The 23176-nt window shown below is 67.2% G+C and carries 18 protein-coding genes; 7 read left to right on the top strand and 11 right to left on the bottom strand.

The window, feature by feature from the left end; all coding sequences use genetic code 11:
* Positions 1–2 precede the first annotated feature (2 nt).
* Positions 3–1469 carry an aldehyde dehydrogenase family protein gene (locus tag M3B11_RS12075; RefSeq protein ID WP_259877682.1) on the bottom strand — a complete coding sequence of 489 codons (1467 nt, stop codon included), beginning with the start codon at positions 1467–1469 and terminating at the stop codon, positions 3–5.
* Positions 1470–1573: 104 nt separating this feature from the next.
* Positions 1574–2470 carry a 3-hydroxyisobutyrate dehydrogenase gene (mmsB, locus tag M3B11_RS12070; protein WP_259877681.1) on the bottom strand — a complete coding sequence of 299 codons (897 nt, stop codon included), beginning with the start codon at positions 2468–2470 and terminating at the stop codon, positions 1574–1576.
* Positions 2471–2581: 111 nt separating this feature from the next.
* On the opposite strand from mmsB, the gene M3B11_RS12065 reads away from it, so the two are divergent.
* Positions 2582–3250, top strand: coding sequence for a uracil-DNA glycosylase (locus tag M3B11_RS12065; RefSeq protein ID WP_217006370.1), 669 nt, complete (start codon positions 2582–2584; stop codon positions 3248–3250).
* Positions 3251–3259: 9 nt separating this feature from the next.
* Here the strand turns inward: M3B11_RS12065 and M3B11_RS12060 are convergent, their stop codons facing one another.
* Positions 3260–5308 carry a threonine/serine exporter ThrE family protein gene (locus M3B11_RS12060; protein WP_259877678.1) on the bottom strand — a complete coding sequence of 683 codons (2049 nt, stop codon included), beginning with the start codon at positions 5306–5308 and terminating at the stop codon, positions 3260–3262.
* Positions 5309–5401: 93 nt separating this feature from the next.
* Positions 5402–6676: an amidohydrolase gene (locus M3B11_RS12055; protein ID WP_259877677.1), complete on the bottom strand. Its 1275-nt coding sequence runs from the start codon at positions 6674–6676 to the stop codon at positions 5402–5404.
* Positions 6677–7058: 382 nt separating this feature from the next.
* Here M3B11_RS12055 and M3B11_RS12050 point away from each other — a divergent pair, with 382 nt between their 5' ends.
* Complete coding sequence (locus M3B11_RS12050) at positions 7059–8099, top strand: ketopantoate reductase family protein (protein ID WP_259877676.1); 1041 nt, start codon at positions 7059–7061, stop codon at positions 8097–8099.
* A gap of 86 nt (positions 8100–8185) precedes the next feature.
* Here M3B11_RS12050 and M3B11_RS12045 read toward each other — a convergent pair whose 3' ends face one another.
* The 7 genes from M3B11_RS12045 to M3B11_RS12015 all read right to left on the bottom strand — a co-directional run bounded on the left by M3B11_RS12045 (position 8186) and on the right by M3B11_RS12015 (position 16714).
* Entirely contained in the window at positions 8186–9691 is a 1506-nt protein-coding gene (locus M3B11_RS12045; RefSeq protein WP_396121573.1) for an NCS2 family permease, read from the bottom strand.
* 528 nt (positions 9692–10219) lie between these two features.
* On the bottom strand, positions 10220–10519 hold the full coding sequence (locus tag M3B11_RS12040; RefSeq protein WP_259877674.1) for a hypothetical protein: 300 nt from the start codon (positions 10517–10519) through the stop codon (positions 10220–10222).
* Positions 10520–10668: 149 nt separating this feature from the next.
* Entirely contained in the window at positions 10669–11796 is a 1128-nt protein-coding gene (locus M3B11_RS12035) for an SPFH domain-containing protein (RefSeq protein ID WP_259877672.1), read from the bottom strand.
* Positions 11797–12013: 217 nt separating this feature from the next.
* Positions 12014–13042 (bottom strand): alcohol dehydrogenase AdhP, encoded by a 1029-nt coding sequence (gene adhP, locus M3B11_RS12030; protein ID WP_259877670.1) that lies wholly within the window; start codon positions 13040–13042, stop codon positions 12014–12016.
* A gap of 239 nt (positions 13043–13281) precedes the next feature.
* Positions 13282–14043, bottom strand: coding sequence for a 3-oxoacyl-ACP reductase FabG (gene fabG, locus M3B11_RS12025; protein WP_259877669.1), 762 nt, complete (start codon positions 14041–14043; stop codon positions 13282–13284).
* 48 nt (positions 14044–14091) lie between these two features.
* Complete coding sequence (locus tag M3B11_RS12020; RefSeq protein WP_259877668.1) at positions 14092–15936, bottom strand: acyl-CoA synthetase; 1845 nt, start codon at positions 15934–15936, stop codon at positions 14092–14094.
* Positions 15929–16714 (bottom strand): IclR family transcriptional regulator, encoded by a 786-nt coding sequence (locus tag M3B11_RS12015; protein ID WP_259877667.1) that lies wholly within the window; start codon positions 16712–16714, stop codon positions 15929–15931. The genes M3B11_RS12020 and M3B11_RS12015 overlap by 8 nt, the downstream gene beginning before the upstream one ends.
* Positions 16715–16928: 214 nt before the next feature.
* Between M3B11_RS12015 and M3B11_RS12010 the strand changes: the two genes are divergently transcribed.
* The 5 genes from M3B11_RS12010 to M3B11_RS11990 all read left to right on the top strand — a co-directional run bounded on the left by M3B11_RS12010 (position 16929) and on the right by M3B11_RS11990 (position 23162).
* Positions 16929–17846, top strand: a complete 918-nt coding sequence (locus M3B11_RS12010) for an ABC transporter ATP-binding protein (RefSeq protein WP_259877666.1) — start codon at positions 16929–16931, stop codon at positions 17844–17846.
* Positions 17843–19897 carry an AMP-binding protein gene (locus M3B11_RS12005; RefSeq protein ID WP_259877664.1) on the top strand — a complete coding sequence of 685 codons (2055 nt, stop codon included), beginning with the start codon at positions 17843–17845 and terminating at the stop codon, positions 19895–19897. Before M3B11_RS12010 ends, M3B11_RS12005 begins: the two co-directional genes overlap by 4 nt.
* The gene (locus M3B11_RS12000; RefSeq protein ID WP_259877663.1) at positions 19894–20766 is read left to right on the top strand and encodes a branched-chain amino acid ABC transporter permease; all 873 of its coding nucleotides are present in this window, start codon (positions 19894–19896) and stop codon (positions 20764–20766) included. The genes M3B11_RS12005 and M3B11_RS12000 overlap by 4 nt, the downstream gene beginning before the upstream one ends.
* Before the next feature lie 3 nt (positions 20767–20769).
* Complete coding sequence (locus M3B11_RS11995; protein ID WP_259877662.1) at positions 20770–21834, top strand: branched-chain amino acid ABC transporter permease; 1065 nt, start codon at positions 20770–20772, stop codon at positions 21832–21834.
* A gap of 137 nt (positions 21835–21971) precedes the next feature.
* Positions 21972–23162, top strand: coding sequence for an ABC transporter substrate-binding protein (locus M3B11_RS11990; protein WP_259877661.1), 1191 nt, complete (start codon positions 21972–21974; stop codon positions 23160–23162).
* Positions 23163–23176 lie beyond the last annotated feature (14 nt).

The following is a 23176-nucleotide window of genomic DNA, read 5'->3' as shown; positions in this document are numbered from 1 at the left end:
GGTCAGCCGATCTTGACGTTGACCTGCTTGATCTGGGTGAAGCCTTCGAGCATGCCTTCAAGGGAGAGTTCACGGCCGAGGCCGGAGGTCTTGAAGCCGCCGTAGGCCTGTCCGACGACCTGCGGTCCGCCCTGGTTGACCTGCACCCAGCCGGACTGGATCCGGTCGGCCATCCGCAGTCCGCGACCGAGGTCGCCGGTGAAGACGTATGCGGCCAGGCCGTAGTCGGAGTCGTTGGCCATCTCGACGACCTCGTCTTCGGTGGAGAACCGAATGACGGAGAGCACCGGGCCGAAGATCTCCTCCTGGGAGGTCTTCCAGTCGTTCTTGGCCTGCGCGAAGATCACCGGGGCGTGGTAGAAGCCCGACTCGCCGACCTCGAGGGAGTCATGCCCGTCATAGGCGACCTCGACACCGGCCTCGGCCTTGCCGTGGTCGATATACTCCTGGATTTGGTCGTACTGCTTCTGGTTGATGACGCAGCCGATGTCGGAGGCCTCATCGCGCGGGTCGCCGACTGTGAGTCCCTTGACCTTCTCGACCAGCTTGGCAAGGAAGTCGTCGTAGATGTCCTCGTGCAGGAACAGGCGCGAGCCCATCGTGCACGACTGGCCCTGGCGGGCGAAGCGGGTGGCGAGCAGCACCTGATCGAGCGCGGCTTCCAGATCGGCATCCGGGAAGATGATGTTCGGGCTCTTGCCGCCGAGCTCCATCGAGGAGTGCGCCAGGCGGCTGGCAGCGGCCTCGGCGACGTGGCGGCCCACCGAGGTCGAGCCAGTGAACGAAACCTTGTCGACATCCGGGTGCTGGACGAGCGCCTCGCCGATCACCGAGCCCTTGCCGGTGACGACGTTGAGGACGCCGTCGGGAAGGAACTGAGAGCAGATCTCGGCCATCTTCAGGATCGTCAGCGGTGCGTCCTCAGCGCACTTGAGGACGATCGTATTGCCTGCCGCCAACGCTGCCGGGGTCTTGAAACCGGCGATCATGAGCGGCGAGTTCCACGGCAGGATGCCGGCCACCACGCCGAGCGGCACACGCTTCGTGTAGTTGAGCTGCTGTTCACCGGCCGGCAGCGTATTGCCCTTGACCTCGCCGGCGACACCACCGAAGTACCGGAAGATCTCCGAGAGCATCGTCGCCTCGGGACGGGCCTGGGTGCGCTTGGCATTGCCGGTGTCGAGGGCGGTGAGTTCGGCGAGCGTCTCGATGTTGGCCTCCAGGGCATCGGCGCACTTCGTCAGCATCTTCTGACGCTCCTTGAAGTGCAGACCCGACCAGGCCGGGAAGGCTGCGCGGGCGGCCTTGACGGCGCGATCGGCGTCCTCAGCCTTGCCGTCGGGCACGCGGGCGATGACGACGTTGCGGTCGATGGGGGTGATGATATCGGCGCGCGAGCCGTCGAGGGCGTCGACCCACTCGCCTCCGATGAGCATGTGCCAGTCAGTGGACTGCGGGAAATCTGACATCGTGTGGTCCTTTCACAACAGGGCCCTCAGGGTGAGGGACGGGATTCAAAGCGGTGTGCACGCTGCGGCAGCATCCAGCTCAGGCATCGAAGGAGCCGTCAACCTCAGGCATCGAAGGAGCCGTCAACCAGTTTCTTGACAATCGAGCAGTCCTTGCCGCCGGATCCGGCATCCGAGACCTGCTGGAGCATATCCTTGACGATCGTGCCGAGTGTCAGGTCGGTGTCGGTGTCCTCACCTGCGGCGAGCGCTAGGTTGATGTCCTTGAGCGCCAGGTCGGCGGTGAAGGTGGGCGCGAAGTCCTCATTGGCCGGTGAGGTTTCGACGACGCCGGGGTACGGGTACCAGGTGCGCAGCGGCCACGAGTCACCGGAGGAGACCTTCGCGATCGAGTAGAACACCGAGTGGTCGAGCCCGAGGCGGTCGGCGAGCACCGCCGCCTCAGAGGTGGAGACCATGTTGATGAAGAGCATGAGGTTGTTGCAGATCTTCGCGGCCTGCCCAGTCGTCGGGGCGCCGGTGGCGATGACGTTGCCGGCCATCGGCTCGATGAACGGGCGGGCCTTCTCGACTGCCGCCGCCTCGCCCCCGACCATGAAGGCCAGGGTGCCCTTCTCGGCTCCGGCGATGCCGCCGGAGACTGGTGCGTCGACGAACTCGAAACCGGTCTCCCTGGCCCGGTCGTGCAGCTGCTGGCAGCTGGCGACGTCGATCGTCGAGGAGTCGATGAGCAGGGTGCCGGGTGCGGCCGTGGCGAAGATGCCCTCGTCGCCGCCGTAGGCTGCCAGCGAGTGCTCGCCCTTGGGGAGCATCGTGAACACGACCTCGGCGCCCTCAAGCGCCTCGGCAGCCGAGGCACACGTGGTGACCCCCGCCTCGGCGGCGGCGTGCATGGCAGGTTCGGAGAGGTCGAAGCCGCGCACAGTGTGCCCGGCTCTCATGAGGTTCTTCGTCATCGGCAGGCCCATATGGCCCAGCCCGATCCATGCGATCGTCGACATTGGAGTCCTTTCAGATCGATGCGGGTGTACGCGCTGTGTTGAGCATAGCGCTCGCCTGTGTCGCCGGTCACGCCGGGGGCTGCGCAGGCCTCTGCTGGCTACGATGGCGGTATGAGTCTTGAGAAGATCATGGCCCCGGACTGGGCTGAGGCGATGGCGCCGGTGGCCGGTCAGATCACCGCGATGGGCGATTTTCTGCGCGCCGAACTGGCCGCCGGCCGCCAGTACCTTCCGGCCGGAGACGATGTGTTCCGCGCCTTCCGCGAACCGCTGTCGGGCGTGCGCGTGCTCATCGTCGGCCAGGATCCGTATCCGACGCCCGGTCACCCGATCGGACTGTCGTTCGCCGTCGCCCCGGACGTCCGCCCGCTGCCGCGGTCTCTGACGAACATCTTCAAGGAGCTCGGAGCCGACCTCGGGGTCCCGCCGCCGAGCAGTGGGGACCTGCGCCCGTGGCAGGCGCAGGGGGTCATGCTGCTCAACCGGGTCCTCACCGTCGCCCCCGGCTCTCCGGCCTCGCACCGGAGCCAGGGCTGGGAGACGGTCACCGACCGGGCGATCGAGGTGCTCACCGCCCGCAGCGGGCCGCTCGTGGCGATTCTGTGGGGCCGGGATGCGCAGTCTCTGGCGCCGCGGCTGGGCGATGTGCCGATCATCGCTTCACCGCACCCCTCGCCGCTGAGCGCCTCGCGCGGGTTCTTCGGCTCCCGGCCGTTCAGCCGGGCCAATGCGCTGCTGGCCGAGCGCGGCGGCGAGCCGATCGACTGGCAGCTGCCCTGACCGGCGGTTTCAGCTGGAGACCTGCCCCGTGCCCGAGGTGGGAGTCGGATGTGTGCTGGCGGTCGCCTCGGCGACGGCATCGGACTTCTCACGGCGGTCCTTGACCCGCTGGTGGATCGGGCGGGCGAGGAAGTCGCCGAATACCGCGCCCACGGCGATCGCGGCGTTGGCTGTCACGGCGGTGAACAGCGAGGACAAGCCCATCGACAGTGGGATCGCGTCCTGCGGCTGGACGATCTGGTAGGCAGCCGAGAAGATCGACAGGCCCTGCAGCAGCGGGAAGATGCCCGGCAGCAGCAGCACGATCGGTGGCGCGCCGCGGTGCAGCGCCACCGGCCGTACGATGAGCCCGACGACAGAGGCGGCGATGAAGCAGGTGACGACGTTGCCTAGGCCCAGCAGCGTGCAGCCGACGTAGATGACGAAGCCGACGCCGCCGATGAGACCGGCGATGACGATCTGGCGCTTGGCAGCCTGCATGCCGATCGCCCCGCACATGCCGACAAGGATCGCGGCGATGAGCGAGATGATGGTGGTGAGCGCCTCGACTCCGCCGGAGGTGACGATCACCTCGATGGGTGAGAGCCCGATCGCCCGACCGATCATGATGCCCAGGGCGATGCCGGAGACGATGCCGGCCAGCGTGGTGCCGACGGTTACGGCCTTGGCCGAGGCAGTGAGCGGGAAGTTTGTCAGCGAGTCCTGCACCGCGGCGATGAGGCCGGCAGTCGGCAGCAGCAGCACGATGCCGGCGGCCACGAGGTATTGCGGTGCTGCGATGAACCCGAATGTCCAGGCCGCCATCGCGAGGACGGTGGCGAACGTCGACTGGCCCATCGCGGTGAAGAACGGAGGCACGTCGAAGCGGGCGAGCAGCGCACCGAAGCGATTGATGACGATCGCCATCCCGAAGCCGATGACCGCCGAGACTGCCGAGCCGCCGAGCAACAGCACGAAGCAGGTCACGAGCATGCCCCAGGCCAGGACGACGAACCAGCCGGCGAACGGACGGCGCTGCTGGCGGATCGCGTCGATCCGCTCGCTGGCCTCCAAATACTCGACTTTGCCGTCGACGATGTCGGTGACGAGCTTGTGCACCGACGCGAGCTTCGAGTAATGGATCGACTCCTCGCGGCTGACGCGCATCACGTTGAGCAGTCGACCCTCGGGGTCGGAGTAGTGCACGTTGAGGGAATTGGAGGTCAGGTCGACTTCGACGGTCGGCAGGCCGAGCGCGGTGCAGGTGGCGATGACGGAGACCTCGACGTCGGCGGTCGGGGCGCCGGCGCGCAGCATGATCCAGCCGATGTCGACGGCCAGCTCCATGATCTTGCGGGCTTCCTCCTCGCCCTTCGCCTGCGACATCACCGGCGCCTGGTAGGGGGTGCCCTTGAGGGTGGCGACGATCGGGATCGGGTCGGTCGCCGGCATCGAGTCGCCGGTGATCTGCCCGACGGCCTTGCGGGCCAGCCGTTCGGCCATCCGCTTCGACGAGGAGCCGGCGGCGTTGGTCTTCTCGACGATGCTGCGTGAGCTGCCGTTGCGGCGGAACCGCTGGGTGGAGGCTGCCCGGCCTGTGCCGTAGCTGCCGTCGGCGCCGCGGGCGACCGGCGGGGTGAGCGCCTCGGACGGGTCGACCGGGTCCTGCTCCAGGCGTGAGGTCGCCGGAGTCGTGGCCGTTCCCGAGGCGGTGGCTGGGTTGGCAGCAGATGCCGAGCCGGCGCGCCTGCCGTTCCTGCCGCGCGGAGCGCGGGTCTTGGGCTGTTTGTGCCCGCGCCGCCGGGCGGTCTGGGCCTTCTCCGTGGCCTCGGCGACGGTCTCCCGCGGGATCCCGCCGGTGGTGCGCAGTGCGGCACCCGCGGTCGAGCCGGTGTATTCGTTGGTGTTCAGCGGCCGGTTGGCCTCCGGGACGAGATCGCGCTTTCCGGCCTGCCGGCCGATCTCGGCTGGCCGGGCGTTATGGAGTGCGCCGTCGCCTGCCAAGGCACGTGATCCGGTGCTGCGGCTGCGCGGGCGCAGCAGACGCCGGCGCGGTGGGCGATCACTGTCTTCTGCCACTGGTCCTTCTCATCCGTCACACTGGGTCTGATCTCGGTTCTACCTGATGGATCTGGTGCTCACGTGAACCGCCGCTGGACGAACGCTCGGTGTTCACGGCTCGTGGATCCGGGTGGGGCCGAACGGGTCGGCCACGAATGCCTCACCGCTGGCGAAATCGTGTGTGTACACGCGCCGGCCGGACACATAGACGCTGGTGACACGCGCATCGAAGTCGAGCGGATGGGCGCTCCACTGCACGATATCAGCGTCGCGGCCCACCGCTAAAGACCCGACACGGTCATCGAGTCCGAGGATCGCCGCCGGGTGAATCGTCATCGCTTGCAGTGCGATCGCGGGGTCGAGTCCCTCGCGCACAGCGAACCGGGCCTGGTCGGCGAAGAAGAAGATCGGCACCACCGGGTGGTCGGTGGTGAGCGCGAACCGCACCCCGGCCTTCGCATACGCTGCCGGGGTCGCCAGGGTGCGGTGGCGCAGCTCGACCTTCGACCGGGAGGTCATGAGCGGGCCGACGATGACATCAAGGCCCTTCTCAGCAATGTAGTCGGCGATGAGATGACCTTCGGTGCCGTGGTTGATGATGAGCCGGTAACCGAACTCCTCGGCCAGCCGGATCGCTGTGGCGATGTCGTCGGTACGGTGGCAGTGCTGATCCCACACGAGGCGGCCGGTCAGCACATCGGCCAGCGTCTCCAAGCCCAGGTCTCGATCGAAGGGGACCCCCACCTCGGCGGCTGCAGCCCGGTTGGCGATGTAGTTGCGCGCCTTGACGAAGGCCTCACGCTGGACCTTCGCCACCCCGAGGCGGGTGGCCGGGGTCTGCTTGCGCTCGCCGTAGATGCGCTTGGGGTTCTCACCCATCGCCGATTTGACCGAGATGTCCTGGCTGATGAGCATCTCGTCGGCAACCCGCCCCCAGGTCTTGAGTGCCGCGGTCCGCCCGCCGATCGGGTTGCCGGAGCCGGGCTTGATGACGGCGGTGGTGACCCCGCCGCGCAGCGCGTCCTTGAAGCCGACGTCAGCGGGGTTGATCGCGTCAAGGGCGCGCAGGGCCGAACCGTCGGGGTCGGTCATCTCATTGACGTCATTGCTCTCGCCGCCCTCGCCGTCCTCGTGGACGCCCATATGGGCGTGGCTCTCAACGAAGCCAGGTGCGATGACCGTGCCCGAGGCGTCGATGACCTCGGCACCTGCAGGCACCTCGACCTCGGCATCGGGGCCGATCGCGGTGATGGTGCCCTCGTCGAGGACGATCGTGCCGGAGGCGATCTCGGGCGCCGGGTTGCCATCAGCATCAGCGATCGGCAGCAGCCGTGCTCCGGTCAAGGCGACGGTGCGGCGCGGCGGAACGGCGACGGGCTGATACATAGGACTCCTTCACGGCGGTGCGGGCTGGACGGCGCGGATGGCGCTGGTGCTGCAGTAGCGGCGGTGCTGCAGTAGCGCTGGTCCATCGGTGGTGCTGGTTCAGCGGGCCTCTCCCCAGCCTAACGGGAACCGCTGGCGCCTACGGCCGGGGCGGCCGCAGCCGGCTGCCGGGAAAGGCCGCCACCACACTCATCACCCCAAGCAGCCGAAAGCGACCCTCACTGAAGCCTCTCCCCCTCAACTGAAGCCTCTCCCCCTCACGCACAGCAGATGCGTGGGAAAGTTAGCAAAGTTATTCATGGAATCCGGACGTGAAACCGTGAGTAACTTTGCAAACTTCTACAACGCCTCCCGCTGCCGCCGGCCTTGGTAGCGTGGACGCATGAACAGGTACGTCATCATCGGGGCCGGCGCGATCGGCGGCACCCTCGCAGCGGCCGGCAGCGACGCCGGCCTGTCCATCACCGTCATCGCTCGCGGCGAGCACGCCGACGCCATCGCCGCCGACGGGCTTCAGCTGCGCACCCCGTCACGGACCATCACCTCCCGGCCAGAGCTTGCCCGCCGCCCGGAGGAAGTCGAGCTGCGCACCGGTGACGTGCTCGTGCTGGCGACGAAGACGAACCAGGCGCTCACCGCCCTGCCGCAGTGGGCCGACCGCCCGGTGACCGGCGCCTCGGGCACGGTGATTGGAACGGCTGGCGAGCTGCTGCCAGTCGTCCTACTGCTCAACGGCGCCGAGGCCGCCCGCCAGGCGCCGCGCCACTTCCACACGGTGGTCGCAGCCACAGTGTGGATGCCCGCGCTCTTCCTCTCCCCCGGTGAGGTCGTCACACGCATGCAACCCGATCACGGTGCGTACTTCGCCGGGCCGGTCACAGCCGGCCCCGAGGCGGTGCCCACCGCTCGGCAGTTCGTCGCCGACGCGCGCACGGCGGGGTTCGCGGCCAAGGCGCTCAGCAGTGCCGATGAGCTGTGGCCGCACATCTGGGGCAAGCTGCTGACAAATCTGGCCAATGGGCTCGACTCGATCCTGGGGCCCGGCATCGCCTACGGCGAGCTCAACGAAGCGCTCAGGACTGAGGCGAAGGCTGTCTATGCCGCAGCTGGGATCGAGCACGTCGGGTCGAGTCCGAAGGCCTTCGGGCTTGAGGACCGGATCGAGCTCGGCGAGGTCGCCGGTGTCGAGGAGTTCGCCTCCTCGTCGTGGCAGTCGCTGGCGCGTGGGACCGGTTCGATCGAAACGGACTACCTCGGCGGTGAGATCGTGCGCATCGGCAATACACTGGGGGTGCCGGTGGCCAAGAACGCGTTCGTCATGCGGTGGTGCCGAGCACTGGCGGCAGGCGATGACCTCGGCGGCCAGATCCCTGCCGACCCGCAGGAGCGCCTGGCGGTGCTCGCGGGCGTGCTGCTCGACTGACCTGGCAGCAGACGGCAGGCAGCAGACGACGGTCAGTACCGGCACCGGTCAGTGCCGACGGCCGGCGCGGTCGACTCTCGCTGGCGTCAGCCGCCGAGGGCGTTCTGGATCGGCCCTGAGACGAAGTAGACGACGAACAGCGCCGCGGTGACGAACATGAGCGGGTGGACCTCGCGGGCTTTGCCGCGCAGCACCTTGATGACGACGTAGCTGATGAAGCCTGCACCGATGCCGTTGGTGATCGAGTACGAGAACGGCATAAGGACAACGGTCATGAATGCCGGAATCGCAATCTCGACATCAGCCCAGTCGATGCGCAGCACCTGCTGCATCATGAGGAAGCCGACGAGCACGAGCGTCGGGGCGGCCGCCTCAGTGGGGATCACAGCGGCGAGCGGGGCGGCGATGATGGTGAGGAGGAACATCAGCCCGGCCATGACATTGGCCAGGCCGGTGCGTGCGCCCTCGCCCACGCCGACGGTCGACTCGATGAAACCGGAGTTCGACGACATCGAACCGAGGCCGCCGCCGATCGCGCCGAAGGCGTCGGCGACCATGATCCGCTTCGAATGCGGGATCTCGCCGCTGGAGTCGACGATGTCGCCTTCCTTCGAGATCGCAACCATCGTGCCGAGCAGGTCGAAGAAGTTCGCCAACAGCAGGGTGAAGACCGCCAGTGAGGCGGCGACGATGCCGATGTGCTGCCAGGATCCGAGCAGGTTGAAGCTGCCGAGCAGTGAGAAGTCCGGCAAGCTCAGCCACTCCTGGTTGAGCGTCGGCACGGTCAGTCCCCAGCCGTAGGGGTTGGCGACCTCGCCGTCGGCGCCGGCCTTCGGGCCGATCCCGAAGACCGCCTCGACGATGAGGGCGAGCGCGGTGGCGCCAAGGATCGAGTAGAGGATCGCGCCGCGCACGCGGGCTGACCACATGACGAACAGGCCCAGCAGGGCGATGAGGAAGATGAGCACCGGCCAGCCGAAGAGGAACCCGCCGGTGCCCAGTTCGAGGGCCGCGCCCTCCCCCTTGGACAGGAAGCCGGCGTTCATCATGCCGATGAGGGCGATAAACAGGCCGATGCCCACGCTGATGGCGGTCTTGAGCTGGCTGGGCACGGCGTTGAAGATCGCGGCGCGGAAGCCGGTGAGCACGAGGATGAGGAGGATGACACCTTCGATGACGACCAGGCCCATCGCATCAGCCCAGGTCATGCCCGGCAGCACGACGATACCGTAAGTCAGAAAGGCCGACAGTCCGAGTGAGGAGGACACCGCCATCGGGAAGTTGCCGACGAGGCCCATGAGGATCGTGAGGAGGCCGGAGACGAGCGAGGTAGCCGCGGCGACGGCCGGCAGGTTCGGTTCGGTTCCCCCGCCCAGGAAGTGACCGGTGGAGTCCATCGAGGCACCGATGATGAGCGGGTTGAGCACGACGATGTAGCTCATCGCGAAGAAGGTCGCGAAGCCGCCGCGAACCTCGCGGCCGATCGTCGAACCGCGTTCGGAGACGTGGAAGAAGCGATCGAGGGTGCCGTTGGTGCCGAAGAAGCCGCCTGCCGCGCCCGAGGCGGAGGTGTCCTGGTGCTGTGTGCTCACGGGGGTGCCGCGTGCCCTTTCGTGTGTGGTAATGGGGTCTGCCCGGCGGTCATGAGGGCGCACCTCGACGCGGACGATGTCCAAGTGTACGCCTCCGAACCGCCGAATGGCGCGGGGAGGTGGAGCGACAGACGAGGAGGCCACCGATGAATCCGGCGGATGCATCCTGGAGCTGAGGGAAGATAGCTGTCGCTGGATTTCGCGTGGGTGGTGATGAAAGAGCTCTGTCAGGAACTCATTCGGGTGCATCACAGCTATTCCGTAGGGTTCAACCGACGCCTTCGGGAAATCGCGGATGTTGAAATCACCAGCACATCAGCGTCACCGGTGCCAGCGCTGGCCAGGACATGACGGTCCTTCTCGTGGCAGGTCATCTGAGAAGCAAGCGACTCATCCGCAGAAACCTCGGCACCTTCGAAGGCAGCATCCATTTTCGGGCCACGAGAATCAGCTCTTACCGAGTCGAGTCCTCTCTTCTCGACCAGAGCTCTTTCCGTCTCCTTGAGGATCTCGACCGACCACAGCAGCTCATCGAGGATCCGCCGACGTTTCAACCAGGTCCTTTCTCGTCGGGCGAGACACGTCCAGTTGGGCATCGGCCTCAGTCGTCGTCAAGAACTTGCTGGTGCGATGAAGCGAAACCTGCTCATCCCGCAAGTGGGCATCAGTCACCTGCCCGAGGAGTGAACGGATCTCCTCAGGAAGCTCGATGGACGGTCCATCTCCGGCGGCCAGAGACACAGAATGTGTCGACGCCAGCTTGGTCGACAACGCCTCGTAGGCGTCCGATGCTTCGGCACTCATCTCTGTATGAGGAACGGTGGACATAGCTCCATTCCACACGAAAAACGAAAGCGAACAGAATCACCGCCCCACCCCACACCACTCACGCCCCGCCTGGCTGCTGCCAGTCGGGGCGTGAAGAGGCGGTCTGCTCAGCTGCGCCGGGACTCACCTCCGAAGCGTCAGCCTGTGCCTCACATGCCGGGCATGAAATCCGGCGGTTCCGGTAAATTGCGACCCTGCTGCTGGCGGGCCTGGTCAGCTGCCCGGCGGACCCGCTGCTGGGCGGACTGCTCGCGGGCGCGGCGGGCGCGATCAGCCTCCTCGCGTTCGCGGCGCTGGGCCTCGAGGCGCTGCTGATGGGAGTCACGATCGGAATCGGAGATAGCCCGCTCGGATTCGTGCGAGGTCAGCAGCGCATTGCGGATCTCGCTGGTGAGGTCCCCGAGCGCGCCGGGGTTGCTCGGCAGCATGAGGACGTTCGAGCGGCCGTTGCGGGCAACATCCTGCATGGTGTCGAAGTACTGGGTCATGAGCAGCAGCTGCTCGGCGGTCGATTCGATGCCGGCCCGGCGCAGCATCTCGTACTGCTCGGCGATGCCGGTGGCGATCGCCTTGCGCTGCCCGGCCACACCCTCACCCTGCAGTCGCTTGGACTCGGCCTCAGCCTCAGCCTGGGTGACGCGCTTGATCTTGTCGGCCTCGGCAAGTGCCTGCGCGGCGACCCGGTCGCGCTGGGCGGCGTTGATCGAGTTCATCGAATCGCGCACCCGCTGATCCGGGGAGATGTCGGTGACGAGAGTGTTGACGATGCGGAAGCCATAGCCGGCCATCTGCGCCGACAGCCGGTGCTCAACACTGGTGGCGATGTCGTCCTTGGATTCGAAAGCCGAATCCAGCGTCAGGGTCGACAGGGCGGAGCGGACGGTGTCGAAGACGTACGAGCGGATCTGCTCCTCCGGGTTCGCCAGCCGGTAGTAGGCGTCGACGACCTTGTCCTCGCTCACGAGGTACTGCACAGCCACCGGCACCATGACGAAGACGTTGTCCTTCGTCTTCGTCTCGATGTTGACCTCCAGCTGCTGGACGCGCAGGGAGATCGGCTTGGTCGTCGTCTCGATGAACGGGACCTTGGTGTTGAGGCCGGGCTTGGCGACCTTCTTGAATTTGCCGAACCGCTCGACAATGACGTTCTCCTGCGTGTGCACGGTGAAGAAGATGCTCGAGCGCAGGCCGCCGAACAGCAGAGCTGCCACTACGATGAGGATGACGATGACAACGCCGAGGGCGACGAGGATCCCGATGATCGCGCCGATGTCCATAAGTGCTCCAGTCCTGTTGGGTTGGGGGCGAGAGGTGTGACTCCCAGCCTATCGCCGGCGCCCACAGGCTCAGACGACGATCGTGTAACAGTTCCCGCACATCGGCACCATCTCCCCCTCCCCACGACCGAGGCGGGCGCACGGTGTCCACCGCACGCCCGCCTCGGGAACGGGTCACGCACCGACCGCACCCCCGTGCCGGCCGGTGCGGCTGGTCTCAGCCGTCGAAGGCGACGACGACGCGGCCGTCGATCTTGCCGTGGACCATCTCGTCGAAGACCTGGTTGATCTCGTCGAGCCGGCGCACGTGGTAGGTCGGGTGGATGTGGCCGCGGGCGTAGAAGTCGAGCGCTTCGGCCATGTCCTGGCGGGTGCCGACGATCGAGCCGCGGATCGTCAGGCCCTTGAGCACGATGTCGAAGATCGGCGCCGGGAAGTCCCCGGGCGGCAGTCCGTTGAACACGATGGTGCCGCCGCGGCGGGCCATGCCGATCGCCTGACCGAACGCGTCGGGGTGCACGGCGGTGACGAGCACGCCGTGGGTGCCGCCGGTGGCCTCGACGACCTCAGCGGCCGGGTCCCCGGTCATCGCGTTGACGACGACCTCGGCGCCGTGCTTCTTGGCCAGGGCGAGCTTGTCATCAGCGATGTCGACGGCGACCACGCGCATGCCCATCGCTACGGCGTACTGCACGGCGATGTGGCCGAGCCCGCCGATCCCGGAGATCGTGACCCACTGGCCGGGCTTGACTTCGGTCATCTTCAGGCCCTTGTACACGGTCACGCCGGCGCACAGGACGGGTGCGATCTCGTTGAGGTCCGCGCCTTCGGGGATGTGGGCGGCGTAGCGGGCGTCGACGAGCATGTACTCACCGAAGGAGCCGTTGACGGAGTAGCCGCCGTTCTGCTGCTTCTCGCACAGCGTCTCCCAGCCGGTGCGGCAGAACTCGCAGTCACCGCAGGCGCTCCACAGCCAGGCGTTGCCGACGATGTCGCCGACCTTGACGGTCGTGACCTCATCGCCGACGGCTTCGACGCGGCCGACGCCCTCGTGGCCGGGGATGAACGGCGGGCTCGGCTTGACCGGCCAGTCGCCGTGGGCGGCGTGCAGGTCGGTGTGGCACACGCCGGTGGAGATGAGCTTGACGAGTGCGTCGTGGGGTCCGGGGGTGGGGATGTCGGTGGCATCGCTGACGTTGAGGTCTGCGCCGAATTCGGTGACGACGGCGGCTTTCATGGTGCCCATGGTTCACTCCTCAGTTGATGGGGACGCGGCCGGCGTCTGGCCGCAGCGGGCGTTTGTCACATTACCGCTCGCGCATCTGCGGGCATACAGTTCGGACGCGGCATCCCGTCTGCTGGGATGCCGCGCCCGAGGTGGTGGGCACCGGCGGTGTCGGTGGTCGACGGTGTCGGTGACCGGTGGTGCCGGTGACCGGCAGCGTCGGTGGCCGCTGCTGAGGCGGCCGGCAGCTGGGTGTGGGCTCAGGCCTCAGCGAGGGCCTCGGGGCTTTCGGGCAGGATCTGCCCGCCGTCGACGACGATGCCCTGGCCGGTGATGTAGCGCGCGCCGTCGGAGCCGAGGAAGGCGACGGTGTGGCCGATATCGCTGGGCTCGCCGAGATAGCCCAGCGGCACAGCAGCGGCCATCTGCTTGAGGTAGGCCTCGCCCATGTCCTCAAGCCCCGGGGTGAGCACATTGCCCGGCAGCACCGCGTTGACGGTGATGCCGTCGGCTGCCAGTTCGATTGCAGCGGAGCGCACGAAGCCCATCTGGGCGGCCTTCGTCGCCCCGTAGTGCGACCAGGCGGGGAAGCCGGTGTAGTTGCCGGTGATCGAGGAGGTCACGACGATGCGCCCGGCCTGCGACTTCCGCAGGGCCGGCAGGGCGGCCTGGACGATGTGGATGGTGCCGAAGGTGTTGATCGCGAAGATCGATTCGATGTCCTCATCGGTCATCTCGTCGATACGGGCCTGCGGGTAGACCCCGGCGTTGGAGGACAGCAGGTCGAGTCTGCCGTGGTCGTCGACGAACGAGGCCATGACCTCTTCGCAGTTGTCGCGGGAGCGCACGTCGAGCACATAGGCGCTGAGTCCGTCGGCCTGTGCGTTCCTGACCTCCTCGTCGGTCACACCGGTGACGGCGACGGTGGCGCCGTGCTCAGCGAGTGTCTCGGCGATGCCGCGGCCGATGCCCAGCGTGCCTCCGGTGACGAGTGCAGTGCGTCCTGTGAGGAGTCCTGCCATGATGTTTCATCCGCCTTTCGGGTGGAGTGCGTGTCGGCAGTGACAAGTCTAGTGAGAGCGGCGGTCCTGCAGGCGGCAGTGGGCGATCACATCGGCCCAGCGCAGCTGTCCCCATTCGGCGCCGGTGGGCACGAGCCCGGCCAGTGCCCGGCCGAGCAGCTGCCGGTCGAGGTCGGCATCAAGGGTGTCGACGAAGACGATCGCCCGGGGGCGGGCGAGTCCGCCGAGCATCTCGCGCACGGAGCTCATCAGGTCGACGGCCAGCTGGCGGCTGGCGGGTTCGCTGGTGACGACGGCGGCCCACACACTGCGGCCGTGTTCGGGATCGTGCACGGCGACGGCCCGGGCGACGTCGACGAAGGGGTGGTCTTCGAGCAGCTGACCGACGGCGGTGAGCGAGACGAGCTGGCCGGACACGGAGATCGCCGGGTCGATGCGGCCTTGAAAGGTGAAGCCGCCGTCGGGTTCGACAAGGACGAGGTCGCCGCTGGCGAACCCGAGGTTCGGGCGGCGGGTGAAGGGCGCGCGGATCGTCTCCTCGGCGCCCGCTCCCGAGGCGGTGCTCACCATGCCGGGCAGAGGAGCGGTGACGATGAGCTCACCGGTGCAGCCGGGTTCGACCGGCTGGCCGTCGGCATCGGTGACGGCGATGACGCCACGGCCGAGCTGGCAGCTGCCGCCGTGGACGAAGGCGATACCGCTGAGCAGGATCTGGCCCCACCCGTCGACGACCTCGCAGCCGTTTTCGACGAACGCGCGCTCCATCCAGCGGCGCAGCTCGGGTTCGACCGGTTCGCCGGCGGTGACGACGCGGCACAGGGCGGCGACCCTGCCGGCAGCGGTGACGTCGTCGTGCCAGGAGCGCATCGTGCGCATGACCGACGGGGTGGTGACGAAGGTCGAGACGTCGTAGCGGTTCATGATCTCGAACGCTCGCTGGTGGTGGGGGACGTCGAGGGTGCCTTCGTAGACGACGATGGTGTCGCCGTGCAGCAGCGGGCCGATGAGGCCGTGCCACTGCGAAACCGCCCAGGAGACGTCGCCGGCGCACCAGAAGGTGCCGCCGGTGCGCACGGCACCGTGGAAGGCTGCCGCAGTGGCGAAGACGGCGGCCAGCGAATGCCAGGTCGTCAGGCTCGGCGCACCGGGGGCGGCGAGGTGGCCGGCACACAGGTGGGCGTCGATCGGTCGGCCGGTCGCGTCTGCCTCGGTTCTGGTGTCAGCACGGCGGGCGGCTGGGCGGGCGGCGTGGATGAGGTCATCGAACCAGTGGTCGCCGTGGAACCACGGCACGTTGAGGCCGGTGCGGCGAATGACGATGGTGTGCTCGACGCTCTCGGCTGAGGCGAGGGCGTCATCGGCGCGGACCTTGAGAGGGATGACCGTGCCGTGGCGCCAGGCCCCGTCCTGGGTGATGAGCAGGCTCGGCTGCAGCTGAGCGAGCCGGGTGGCCAGCGCCTCGGCCGGCAGGGAGATCGGCAGCATCGACCAGCGAGCGCCGATGTCGATGCAGGCGAGCAGCGCGAAGACGGTTTCGGGCAGCCAGCCGGTGTGGAGGGCTACGACGTCGCCGTCGGTGACCCCGAGGCCGCGCAGCGCGGTGACGACTGCAGCGACTTCTGCTGCGAGTTCGGCGTAGGTGTACGAGAGCCGTTCACCGGATTCGCCTTCCCAGTGCAGTGCGATCTTCGAGCCGCTGGCGGCTGTATGGCGGGTGACGAGGTTGTGCAGCGGGTCGATCCGGCCACCGGGGAACCACTGCCCGCCAAAGGGGCCGGGCAGCCAGACGCCGGTCGGCTCCGCAGTCCAGTCGAGGAGGTCGATGACCGGCTGCCAGTCGGCGGTGAGCGCGGCGGGGTCGACGCCGGTGAAGGTCGCAGGCTTCTCAGCCATTGCCGATGCTCCTTCCACACGAGACTGCGGTGCGCTCCAGGGCCGCGGCCGCTGTGTGCACATGAGCCTCATCGGCACCGGAGGGCACGTCGGCGGCCAGGGCTGCGACGACGGCACCCTCGGCGTCGCGCAACGGCACAGCGACTTCGTCGACGTGGTCGGCGACGACGGCAGGCAGGTGGATGTGATTCGCCTCCGCCCATTCGTCACGGTGAGCTTGCGCCAGCTTCATGATCTCAGGCGAGGCCGCGGACAGCACCTCAGCCCACACCTCGTGCGCGGCATGGGCGGCGAGCACCCGCCCGGCGGCGGTGTCAAGGGCCGGCAGTGCGCGCGGTGAGCGCCGGAAGGGCCCGCGGTCATCACCGTCGACCTGGTCGATGCACATGACCTCGCGGCCGGCGAGCACATAGACGCTGATCGTGGCGGCGAGCTGGTTGCGCAGCGCGACGACGAAGGGTGCGAGCGCGGCGAGGATCGCACTGCGCGCCAGGTAGTGCTTCGACAGGCGGGTGAGCTGCGGGCCGAGGCCGTAGCGGGAGGTCGCCGGGTCCTGCACGGCGTAGTCGGCCTGCACGAGTGAGCGCAGCAGCCGGTGCACGGTGGGCACCGACATGCCCGAGCGGGCGGCGAGGTCCGTCAGGTGGTGCAGCGGCGGGCCCTCGGCAAGCAGGTCGAGCAGCCTGACCGCATTGCGGATGGTGCCGAGGCCCCCACGGGCTGAGCCGTTGCCGCTGGTGCTGCCATTGGCTTCGTCGCCATTGCCCTCACCGGCCATGTGCGGCTCCCTTCCTGAGCTGAGGCACCGGCGGTCACCGCATGCCTGAGTGTCAGCTTGCCACATGCCGACGCGGCATGCAGAACCGGATGACTGAAAAGTTTTTCTCTTGCAAGTATTGATTTTCACATATTGAAAACCTATTGTCTATCTTGACAGTGACGCCGATCACAACGTCCTCGCTATCGCTTTCGCAACGACGCAAGGAGATCACGTGCGAACACGCGCCTACCGCCACTCCCTCAACGGGAGCACGATGCCGCCGGGCCAGCCGCTGCTGCAGGTCTCGGATCTCTCGCTGCGCTTCGGCGGTGTGCGCGCGCTCTCCGACGTCAGCTTCACCGTCACCTCCGGCACCATCCATGCCGTCATCGGCCCCAACGGCGCCGGGAAGTCCTCCCTGCTCAACTGCGTCTCCGGGCTGTACAAGCCGACCGAGGGCGAGATCGTGCTGCGCCACGTCGTCGGTGAGACCGGCCGCCGCCTCGGCGAGCACTCACCTGAGGAGCGCGAGCGCCTGGCAACCGACGCCAGCCCGCACGAATACGCCAGCCGGACGCTCACCCGCCTGTCGCCGAACCGGGTCGCCCGCCTCGGCGTCGCCCGAAGCTTCCAGAACATCGAGCTCTTCGAGCATCTGACCGTGCTGGAGAACATGATGCTCGGCCGGCACATCCACATGCGCCAGAACGTGTTCTCGGCGATGCTGTGGCTCGGCCCGGCGCGCCGCCAGGAGATCGAGCACCGCGAGATCGTCGAGGAGATCATCGACCTGCTGCAGCTGCAGGCATACCGCAAGAAGCCGGTCGGCACGCTCGCCTACGGCATCCAGAAGCGCGTCGAGCTCGGCCGGGCGCTGGCGCTGCAGCCGGCGCTGCTGTTGCTCGATGAGCCGATGGCCGGCATGAACGCCGAGGAGAAGGAGGACATGGCCCGCTACATCCTCGACGTCCACGAACTCGCCGGCGTCTCGATGGTCCTCATCGAACACGACATGAACGTCGTCATGGACATCTCCAACCGCGTCACCGTCCTCGATTTCGGACGCGTCATCGCCGACGGCACCCCCGCCGAGGTGATGGCCGATCCGCAGGTCATCGAGGCCTACCTGGGAACGGAGGCAGTCCGATGACCGCCGCACCGCCGACCGGCACTGCCAATCGCTCCGGCTTCACCGCCGACCGGCCGCCGCACAGCATCACCAAGACGATGCCGCAGTACCTCGATGCGCTCGCCGCCGCCCACCCCGAGCGGGTGGCGATGCAGGAGAAGCGCTACGGGATCTGGCAGCCGATGAGCTGGGCGCTCTACCGCGAGCGCGTTCGCGACTTCGCCCACGGGCTCGTGACCCTCGGCATCAGCCGCGGTGACATCGTCGCCGTGCTCGGCGACAACCGGCCCGAATGGCTCATCGCCGAACTGGCCTGCCAGTCTCTCGGCGCCAGCGTCGTCGGCATCTACCCGACCTCACTCGGCAGCGAGATCACCCACATCCTGCACACCGCCGGCGCGCGCGTCGTCGTCGCCGAGGATCAGGAGCAGGTCGACAAGCTGCTGGGCCTGCACGCCGAGCTCGGCACCGAGTCCATGCTCGAGCACATCGTGTTCTACGACCCGCACGGCCTGGAGCAGTACACCGACGAGATCCTGCTCGACTTCACCGATGTCGAAGACGCCGGCCGCGCGTGGGCTGCCGAGAATCCCGGCTGGCTCGATGAGCAGATCGCCGCCGGCCACCCCGACGACCTCGCCGTCATCTGCACCACCTCCGGCACCACCTCGAAGCCGAAGCTCGCCGAGCTCTCACACGCCAACCTGCTGTCGATGGCCGAGCACCTCACGAGCATCGACCCGATCGTCGCCAAGGACCGGTACGTCTCGATCCTGCCGTTCGCCTGGATCGGCGAGCAGATGCTCGCAGTGGCCTGCGGACTGTACTGCGGTCTGACGATTTCCTTCCCCGAAGACGCCACCACCCAGAAATCGGACCTGCGCGAGATCGGCCCCGATGTCATGTTCGCCCCGCCCCGGATCTGGGAGTCGATGCTCTCCGAGGTGCAGGTGCGCATCGACGAGGCCGGCCCGATCAAGCGTGCGATCTTCGGCTGGGGATACGACATCGCCGACCGGCTGGCGAGCAAGCGCACCTCCGGCAGGCGGCTGAGCGGCTGGGACAGGCTCATCGGCTCGATCGCCGATGCCGTGTCGACCCGGCCGGTGCGCGAACAGCTCGGGCTGACCCGCATCAAACGCTGCTATACCGGCGGCGCGCCGCTGGGCCCGGACGTATTCCAGTTCTTCCACGCCATCGGCGTCAACCTCAAGCAGATCTACGGGCAGACCGAGATCTGCGGCATCGCCGTCGTCCACCGCGACGACGGGGTCTCCTACACCTCGGTCGGCGAACCGCTGCCGGGCACCGAACTGCAGTTCGGCGACAAGCAGGAGATCATGCTGCGCTCGTCCTCGGTGTTCCGCGGCTACCACCTCAACGACGCCGCCACCGCTGAAACCGTCACCCCGCAGGGTTGGCTGCACACCGGTGACGCCGGCTACCTCGATGAGGCCGGCCACCTCGTCGTCGTCGACCGGCTCAAGGACGTCGTCACCGCCGCCGACGGCACGATGTACTCCCATGCATTCATCGAGAACAAGCTGAAGTTCTCCCCCTACATCGAGGAGTCCGTCGTCTTCGCCGGCACCGGGGTCACCGACCCCGAGGCGGTGGACGCCGAGCATCCGATGTGCGCGATCGTCACCCTCGACCCGGCGACCGTCTCGGCGTGGGCTGAACACCAGAAGCTGTCGTTCACGACGTACACCGACCTCGCCGCCAAGCCCGAGGTGTACGAGCTCATCGCCGAGGAGATCGCCCGGGCGAACGAGGACCTCACCGCAACCATCCGAATCCAGCGGTTCGTGCTGCTGCACAAGCAGTTCGATCCCGATGACGATGAGATCACCCGCACCCGCAAGGTCCGCCGCTCCGTCATCGCCGAACGCTACGGCTCGATCATCGAAGCGCTGGGCTCGGAGGTCGATGAAGTCACCATCTCCGCGGCGATCACCTACCAGGACGGCTCCGTCGTCGAACGGTCGATCCCGCTGCGGATCTTCGATCTTGAGTCCTACATCGTCCCCGCCGGCCGGGGGCGCAGAAAAGTCTGGAGTGGTCGACAGTGAGCACCTTCGTCACCCTTGTCATCTTCGGCCTCTCCGAGGGCGCCATCCTGGCGCTGGCTGCGCTGGGCTTCGTGCTCATCTACAAGGCCACCGGCGTCATCAACTTCGCCCAAGGCGAGTTCCTCCTCATGGGCGCCTATACCTTCTACACCGCCTGGGTCATCTTCCAGCTGCCGCTCATCGTCGCGCTCATCATCGGCATCGTCATCGCCGTGATCGTCGGCGGCATCGTGGAGCGGTTCATCCTGCGGCCGATGGTCGGGCAGAGCCACATCTCCGTCATTATGGTCACGATCGGATTGGCCGGGCTGCTCAGCGCGCTCGTGCAGATGTTCTACGGCACCCAGCCGCGGGCGATGCCCGCCCTGTTCCCCACGAACTCCGTGTCCGTGCTCGGCGGTGCCGTGCCGGCCAACCGGCTGTGGGTGCTGCTCATCGCCGCAATCGTGCTGACCCTGCTGACGCTGTTCTTCCAGAAGTCCAAGCACGGCATCGCGATGCGCGCCGTCGCTGATGACCAGCAGGCGGCGATGACCGTCGGCATCTCCGTGCGCCGCGTGTTCGCGATGTCGTGGGGCCTGGCGGCGATCAGCGCGCTCATCGCCGGCATCCTGCTCGCCGATGTCACCGCAGTGGAGATGAACATCGTCAGCTTCGGCCTGCTCGTCTTCCCCGTCGTCATCCTCGGCGGCCTCGACTCGGTGCCCGGCACCATCGTCGGCGGTCTGACCATCGGGCTGCTGACCGCCTTCGTCTCCGGCTACCTCGATCCCGGCCTGGCGGAGGTCATCCCGTACATCGTGCTCGTGCTCATCCTGCTCGTCCGGCCCTACGGCGTATTCGGCGAGAAGCGGATCGAAAGGGTCTGATCCATGTCTGCAGCTATCGAAACCGGCCGCCATCACCGGTCCTACACCTCGGAGATGCGGCTGTGGCACACTCGCCCGCAGATGATCCGGATGGCACTTGTCGCCGTCATCGCGATCCTGGTGCCCTTCGTCTTCGACAACTACTGGCTGTCCATCGCCAACACCGCCCTCATCGCCGCCGTCGGCGCGATCGGGCTCAACATCCTCGTCGGCTACACCGGGCAGATCTCACTGGGCCAGGGCGGCTTCCTCGCCGTCGGCGCCTTCACCTCGGTGATCCTCACCGACCGGCTCGGGATGCCAGCACCGATCTCCATCCTCTGCGCCGTCGTGCTCACCTCGGTCATCGGCGTCATCATCGGCCTGCCGGCACTCAGGCTCAAGGGCCTGTACCTGGCGATCGCGACACTGGCCTCGCAGATGCTCATCATCTTCATCGTCCGCCGCTGGAACTGGCTGACCGAAGGGCAGGGCTTCGTCGACGTCAACCGGCTGGAGGTCTTCGGGTTCCGGATCGAGCGCTCGAGCTTCGAGCAGCAGTGGTACGTCATCCTGCTCATCATCACGATCCTCGCAGCGATCACCGCCACCAATCTCTTCCGCACCGGTGTCGGGCGCTCCTTCATGGCCGTGCGCGACCAGGACATCGCCGCCTCGGCCATGGGGGTCAACCTCACCCGCACGAAGCTCACCGCCTTCGCGGTGTCCAATGCGTACGTCGGACTGGCCGGTGCGCTGCTGGCGCACTACACGGAGATCATCTCGTGGGAGAAGTTCACCATCGACGTCTCGATCCTGTACCTGGCGATGATCATCGTCGGCGGCATGGGCTCGATCGCCGGCTCCATCTACGGAGCGATCTTCATGTCCTTCCTGCCGGTCATGGTCCGCATGGTCGCCGATGCGCTCGGCGGTGTGCTGCCGATGCTGCAGCGCCAGCTGCCGGCCTTCGAGCATGCGATCTTCGGCCTGGTCATCATCGTCTTCCTCATCGCCGAACCGCGCGGACTCAACCGCATCTGGCAGCGCATCAAGGACTTCTTCGGCTTCTGGCCGTTCCGCTACTGACCGCACCGACCTGCTCACCGACCGCCCACTCAATCACTGACCACCCGCTCAACCACCAACCGAACCGACGTCCGCTCATCACCACCCGCTGCGCAGCAGCCGCACCACTGGACCGGTGCACAACCTCAGGAGGAATCATGAAACGCACCACCGTCACCTCGGGCATCGCCGTCTCGGCTGTGTCCCTGCTGCTGCTGAGCGCATGCGGCGGGGGCGGCTCAGCCAGTGCCGACTCCGACGAGCCGATCGTCATCGGCATGATCGCCGATCAGTCCGGCGCCACCGGCGACGTTGGCGCGCCGTACAACGAGGGCATGCTCGCCTACGTCGACTACATCAATGCCGAAGGCGGCATCGAGGGCCGGGAGATCCAGGCCGAATCGAATGACTACGCCTACGAGATCCCGAAGGCCGAGGAGCTCTACCGCCGCTATGTCAACGACGAAGCCGTCGCGATCCAGGGCTGGGGCACCGGCGACACCGAAGCGCTGCGCACTCGCGTAGCCAACGACGAGCTGCCGTTCATGTCCGGTTCCTTCGCCGAGGACCTCACCGACCCGGAGGAGTCGCCGTACAACTTCCTCGTCGCTCCGACCTACTCCGACCAGATGCGCGTGGCGCTCAACTGGATCTCCGAGGACGCCGGCGGGCAGGCAGGCGTGGCGGTGCTGCACCACGACTCCCCGTTCGGCACCTCACCGGTTGAGGACGGCCAGGCGTGGGTCGATGAGCAGGGCCTCGACATCGACTACAAGTCCTACGCGATGCCTGCCGGCACGACGAACTACGCCGGCCTGCTCAGCCAGATCAGCGACGCGAAGTACATCGTCATCCAGAATGTCTCCTCCCCTGCCGCGCAGCTGGCCAAGGACCTGCAGGCGCAGGGCGGGGACCAGAAGATCGTGTGCCTCAACTGGTGCGCCAACGAGCTCTTCATCACCTCGGCCGGGGACGCCGCTGACGGCCATGTCATGATCCAACCGATCGCCCCGCTCAACGCCGGCAAGCCCGGACACGAGCAGATCACCTCCTACCTGGAGGAGAAGGGCGAGGATCCCGAGTCGAAGATCACCAGCTACGTGCAGGGCTGGTACACGATGCACGTCATGGCCGAGGGCATCCGCCACACCATCAGCGAAGGCAACGACCTGACCGGAGCGAACATCCGCGAGTCGCTGGAGACGATGGGCGGCATCGACACCGGCGAGGTGATCGGCGACGGCACCGTCGAGTTCTCCGCCGATTCGCACCGCGGCTCCACCTCCTCGAACCTCTACGAGGTCAAGGACGGCAAGATGGAGGAGATCGAGTCGGGAGTCACCCCATGACCACCGACGAGCTG

This window comes from Brevibacterium sp. p3-SID960, assembly GCF_025144725.1.
Taxonomy (GTDB): Bacteria; Actinomycetota; Actinomycetes; order Actinomycetales; family Brevibacteriaceae; genus Brevibacterium.
This window is presented reverse-complemented; position numbering and strand designations above follow the sequence as displayed.

Excerpts from the sequence above, each read along its gene's own strand:
- M3B11_RS12075 (WP_259877682.1), bottom strand. The coding sequence starts at position 1,469 with ATGTCAGATTTCCCGCAGTCCACTGACTGGCACATGCTCATCGGAGGC.
- mmsB (WP_259877681.1), bottom strand. The coding sequence starts at position 2,470 with ATGTCGACGATCGCATGGATCGGGCTGGGCCATATGGGCCTGCCGATG.
- M3B11_RS12065 (WP_217006370.1), top strand. The coding sequence starts at position 2,582 with ATGAGTCTTGAGAAGATCATGGCCCCGGACTGGGCTGAGGCGATGGCG.
- M3B11_RS12055 (WP_259877677.1), bottom strand. The coding sequence starts at position 6,676 with ATGTATCAGCCCGTCGCCGTTCCGCCGCGCCGCACCGTCGCCTTGACC.
- M3B11_RS12050 (WP_259877676.1), top strand. The coding sequence starts at position 7,059 with ATGAACAGGTACGTCATCATCGGGGCCGGCGCGATCGGCGGCACCCTC.
- M3B11_RS12040 (WP_259877674.1), bottom strand. The coding sequence starts at position 10,519 with ATGTCCACCGTTCCTCATACAGAGATGAGTGCCGAAGCATCGGACGCC.
- M3B11_RS12035 (WP_259877672.1), bottom strand. The coding sequence starts at position 11,796 with ATGGACATCGGCGCGATCATCGGGATCCTCGTCGCCCTCGGCGTTGTC.
- adhP (WP_259877670.1), bottom strand. The coding sequence starts at position 13,042 with ATGGGCACCATGAAAGCCGCCGTCGTCACCGAATTCGGCGCAGACCTC.
- fabG (WP_259877669.1), bottom strand. The coding sequence starts at position 14,043 with ATGGCAGGACTCCTCACAGGACGCACTGCACTCGTCACCGGAGGCACG.
- M3B11_RS12020 (WP_259877668.1), bottom strand. The coding sequence starts at position 15,936 with ATGGCTGAGAAGCCTGCGACCTTCACCGGCGTCGACCCCGCCGCGCTC.
- M3B11_RS12015 (WP_259877667.1), bottom strand. The coding sequence starts at position 16,714 with ATGGCCGGTGAGGGCAATGGCGACGAAGCCAATGGCAGCACCAGCGGC.
- M3B11_RS12005 (WP_259877664.1), top strand. The coding sequence starts at position 17,843 with ATGACCGCCGCACCGCCGACCGGCACTGCCAATCGCTCCGGCTTCACC.
- M3B11_RS11995 (WP_259877662.1), top strand. The coding sequence starts at position 20,770 with ATGTCTGCAGCTATCGAAACCGGCCGCCATCACCGGTCCTACACCTCG.
- M3B11_RS11990 (WP_259877661.1), top strand. The coding sequence starts at position 21,972 with ATGAAACGCACCACCGTCACCTCGGGCATCGCCGTCTCGGCTGTGTCC.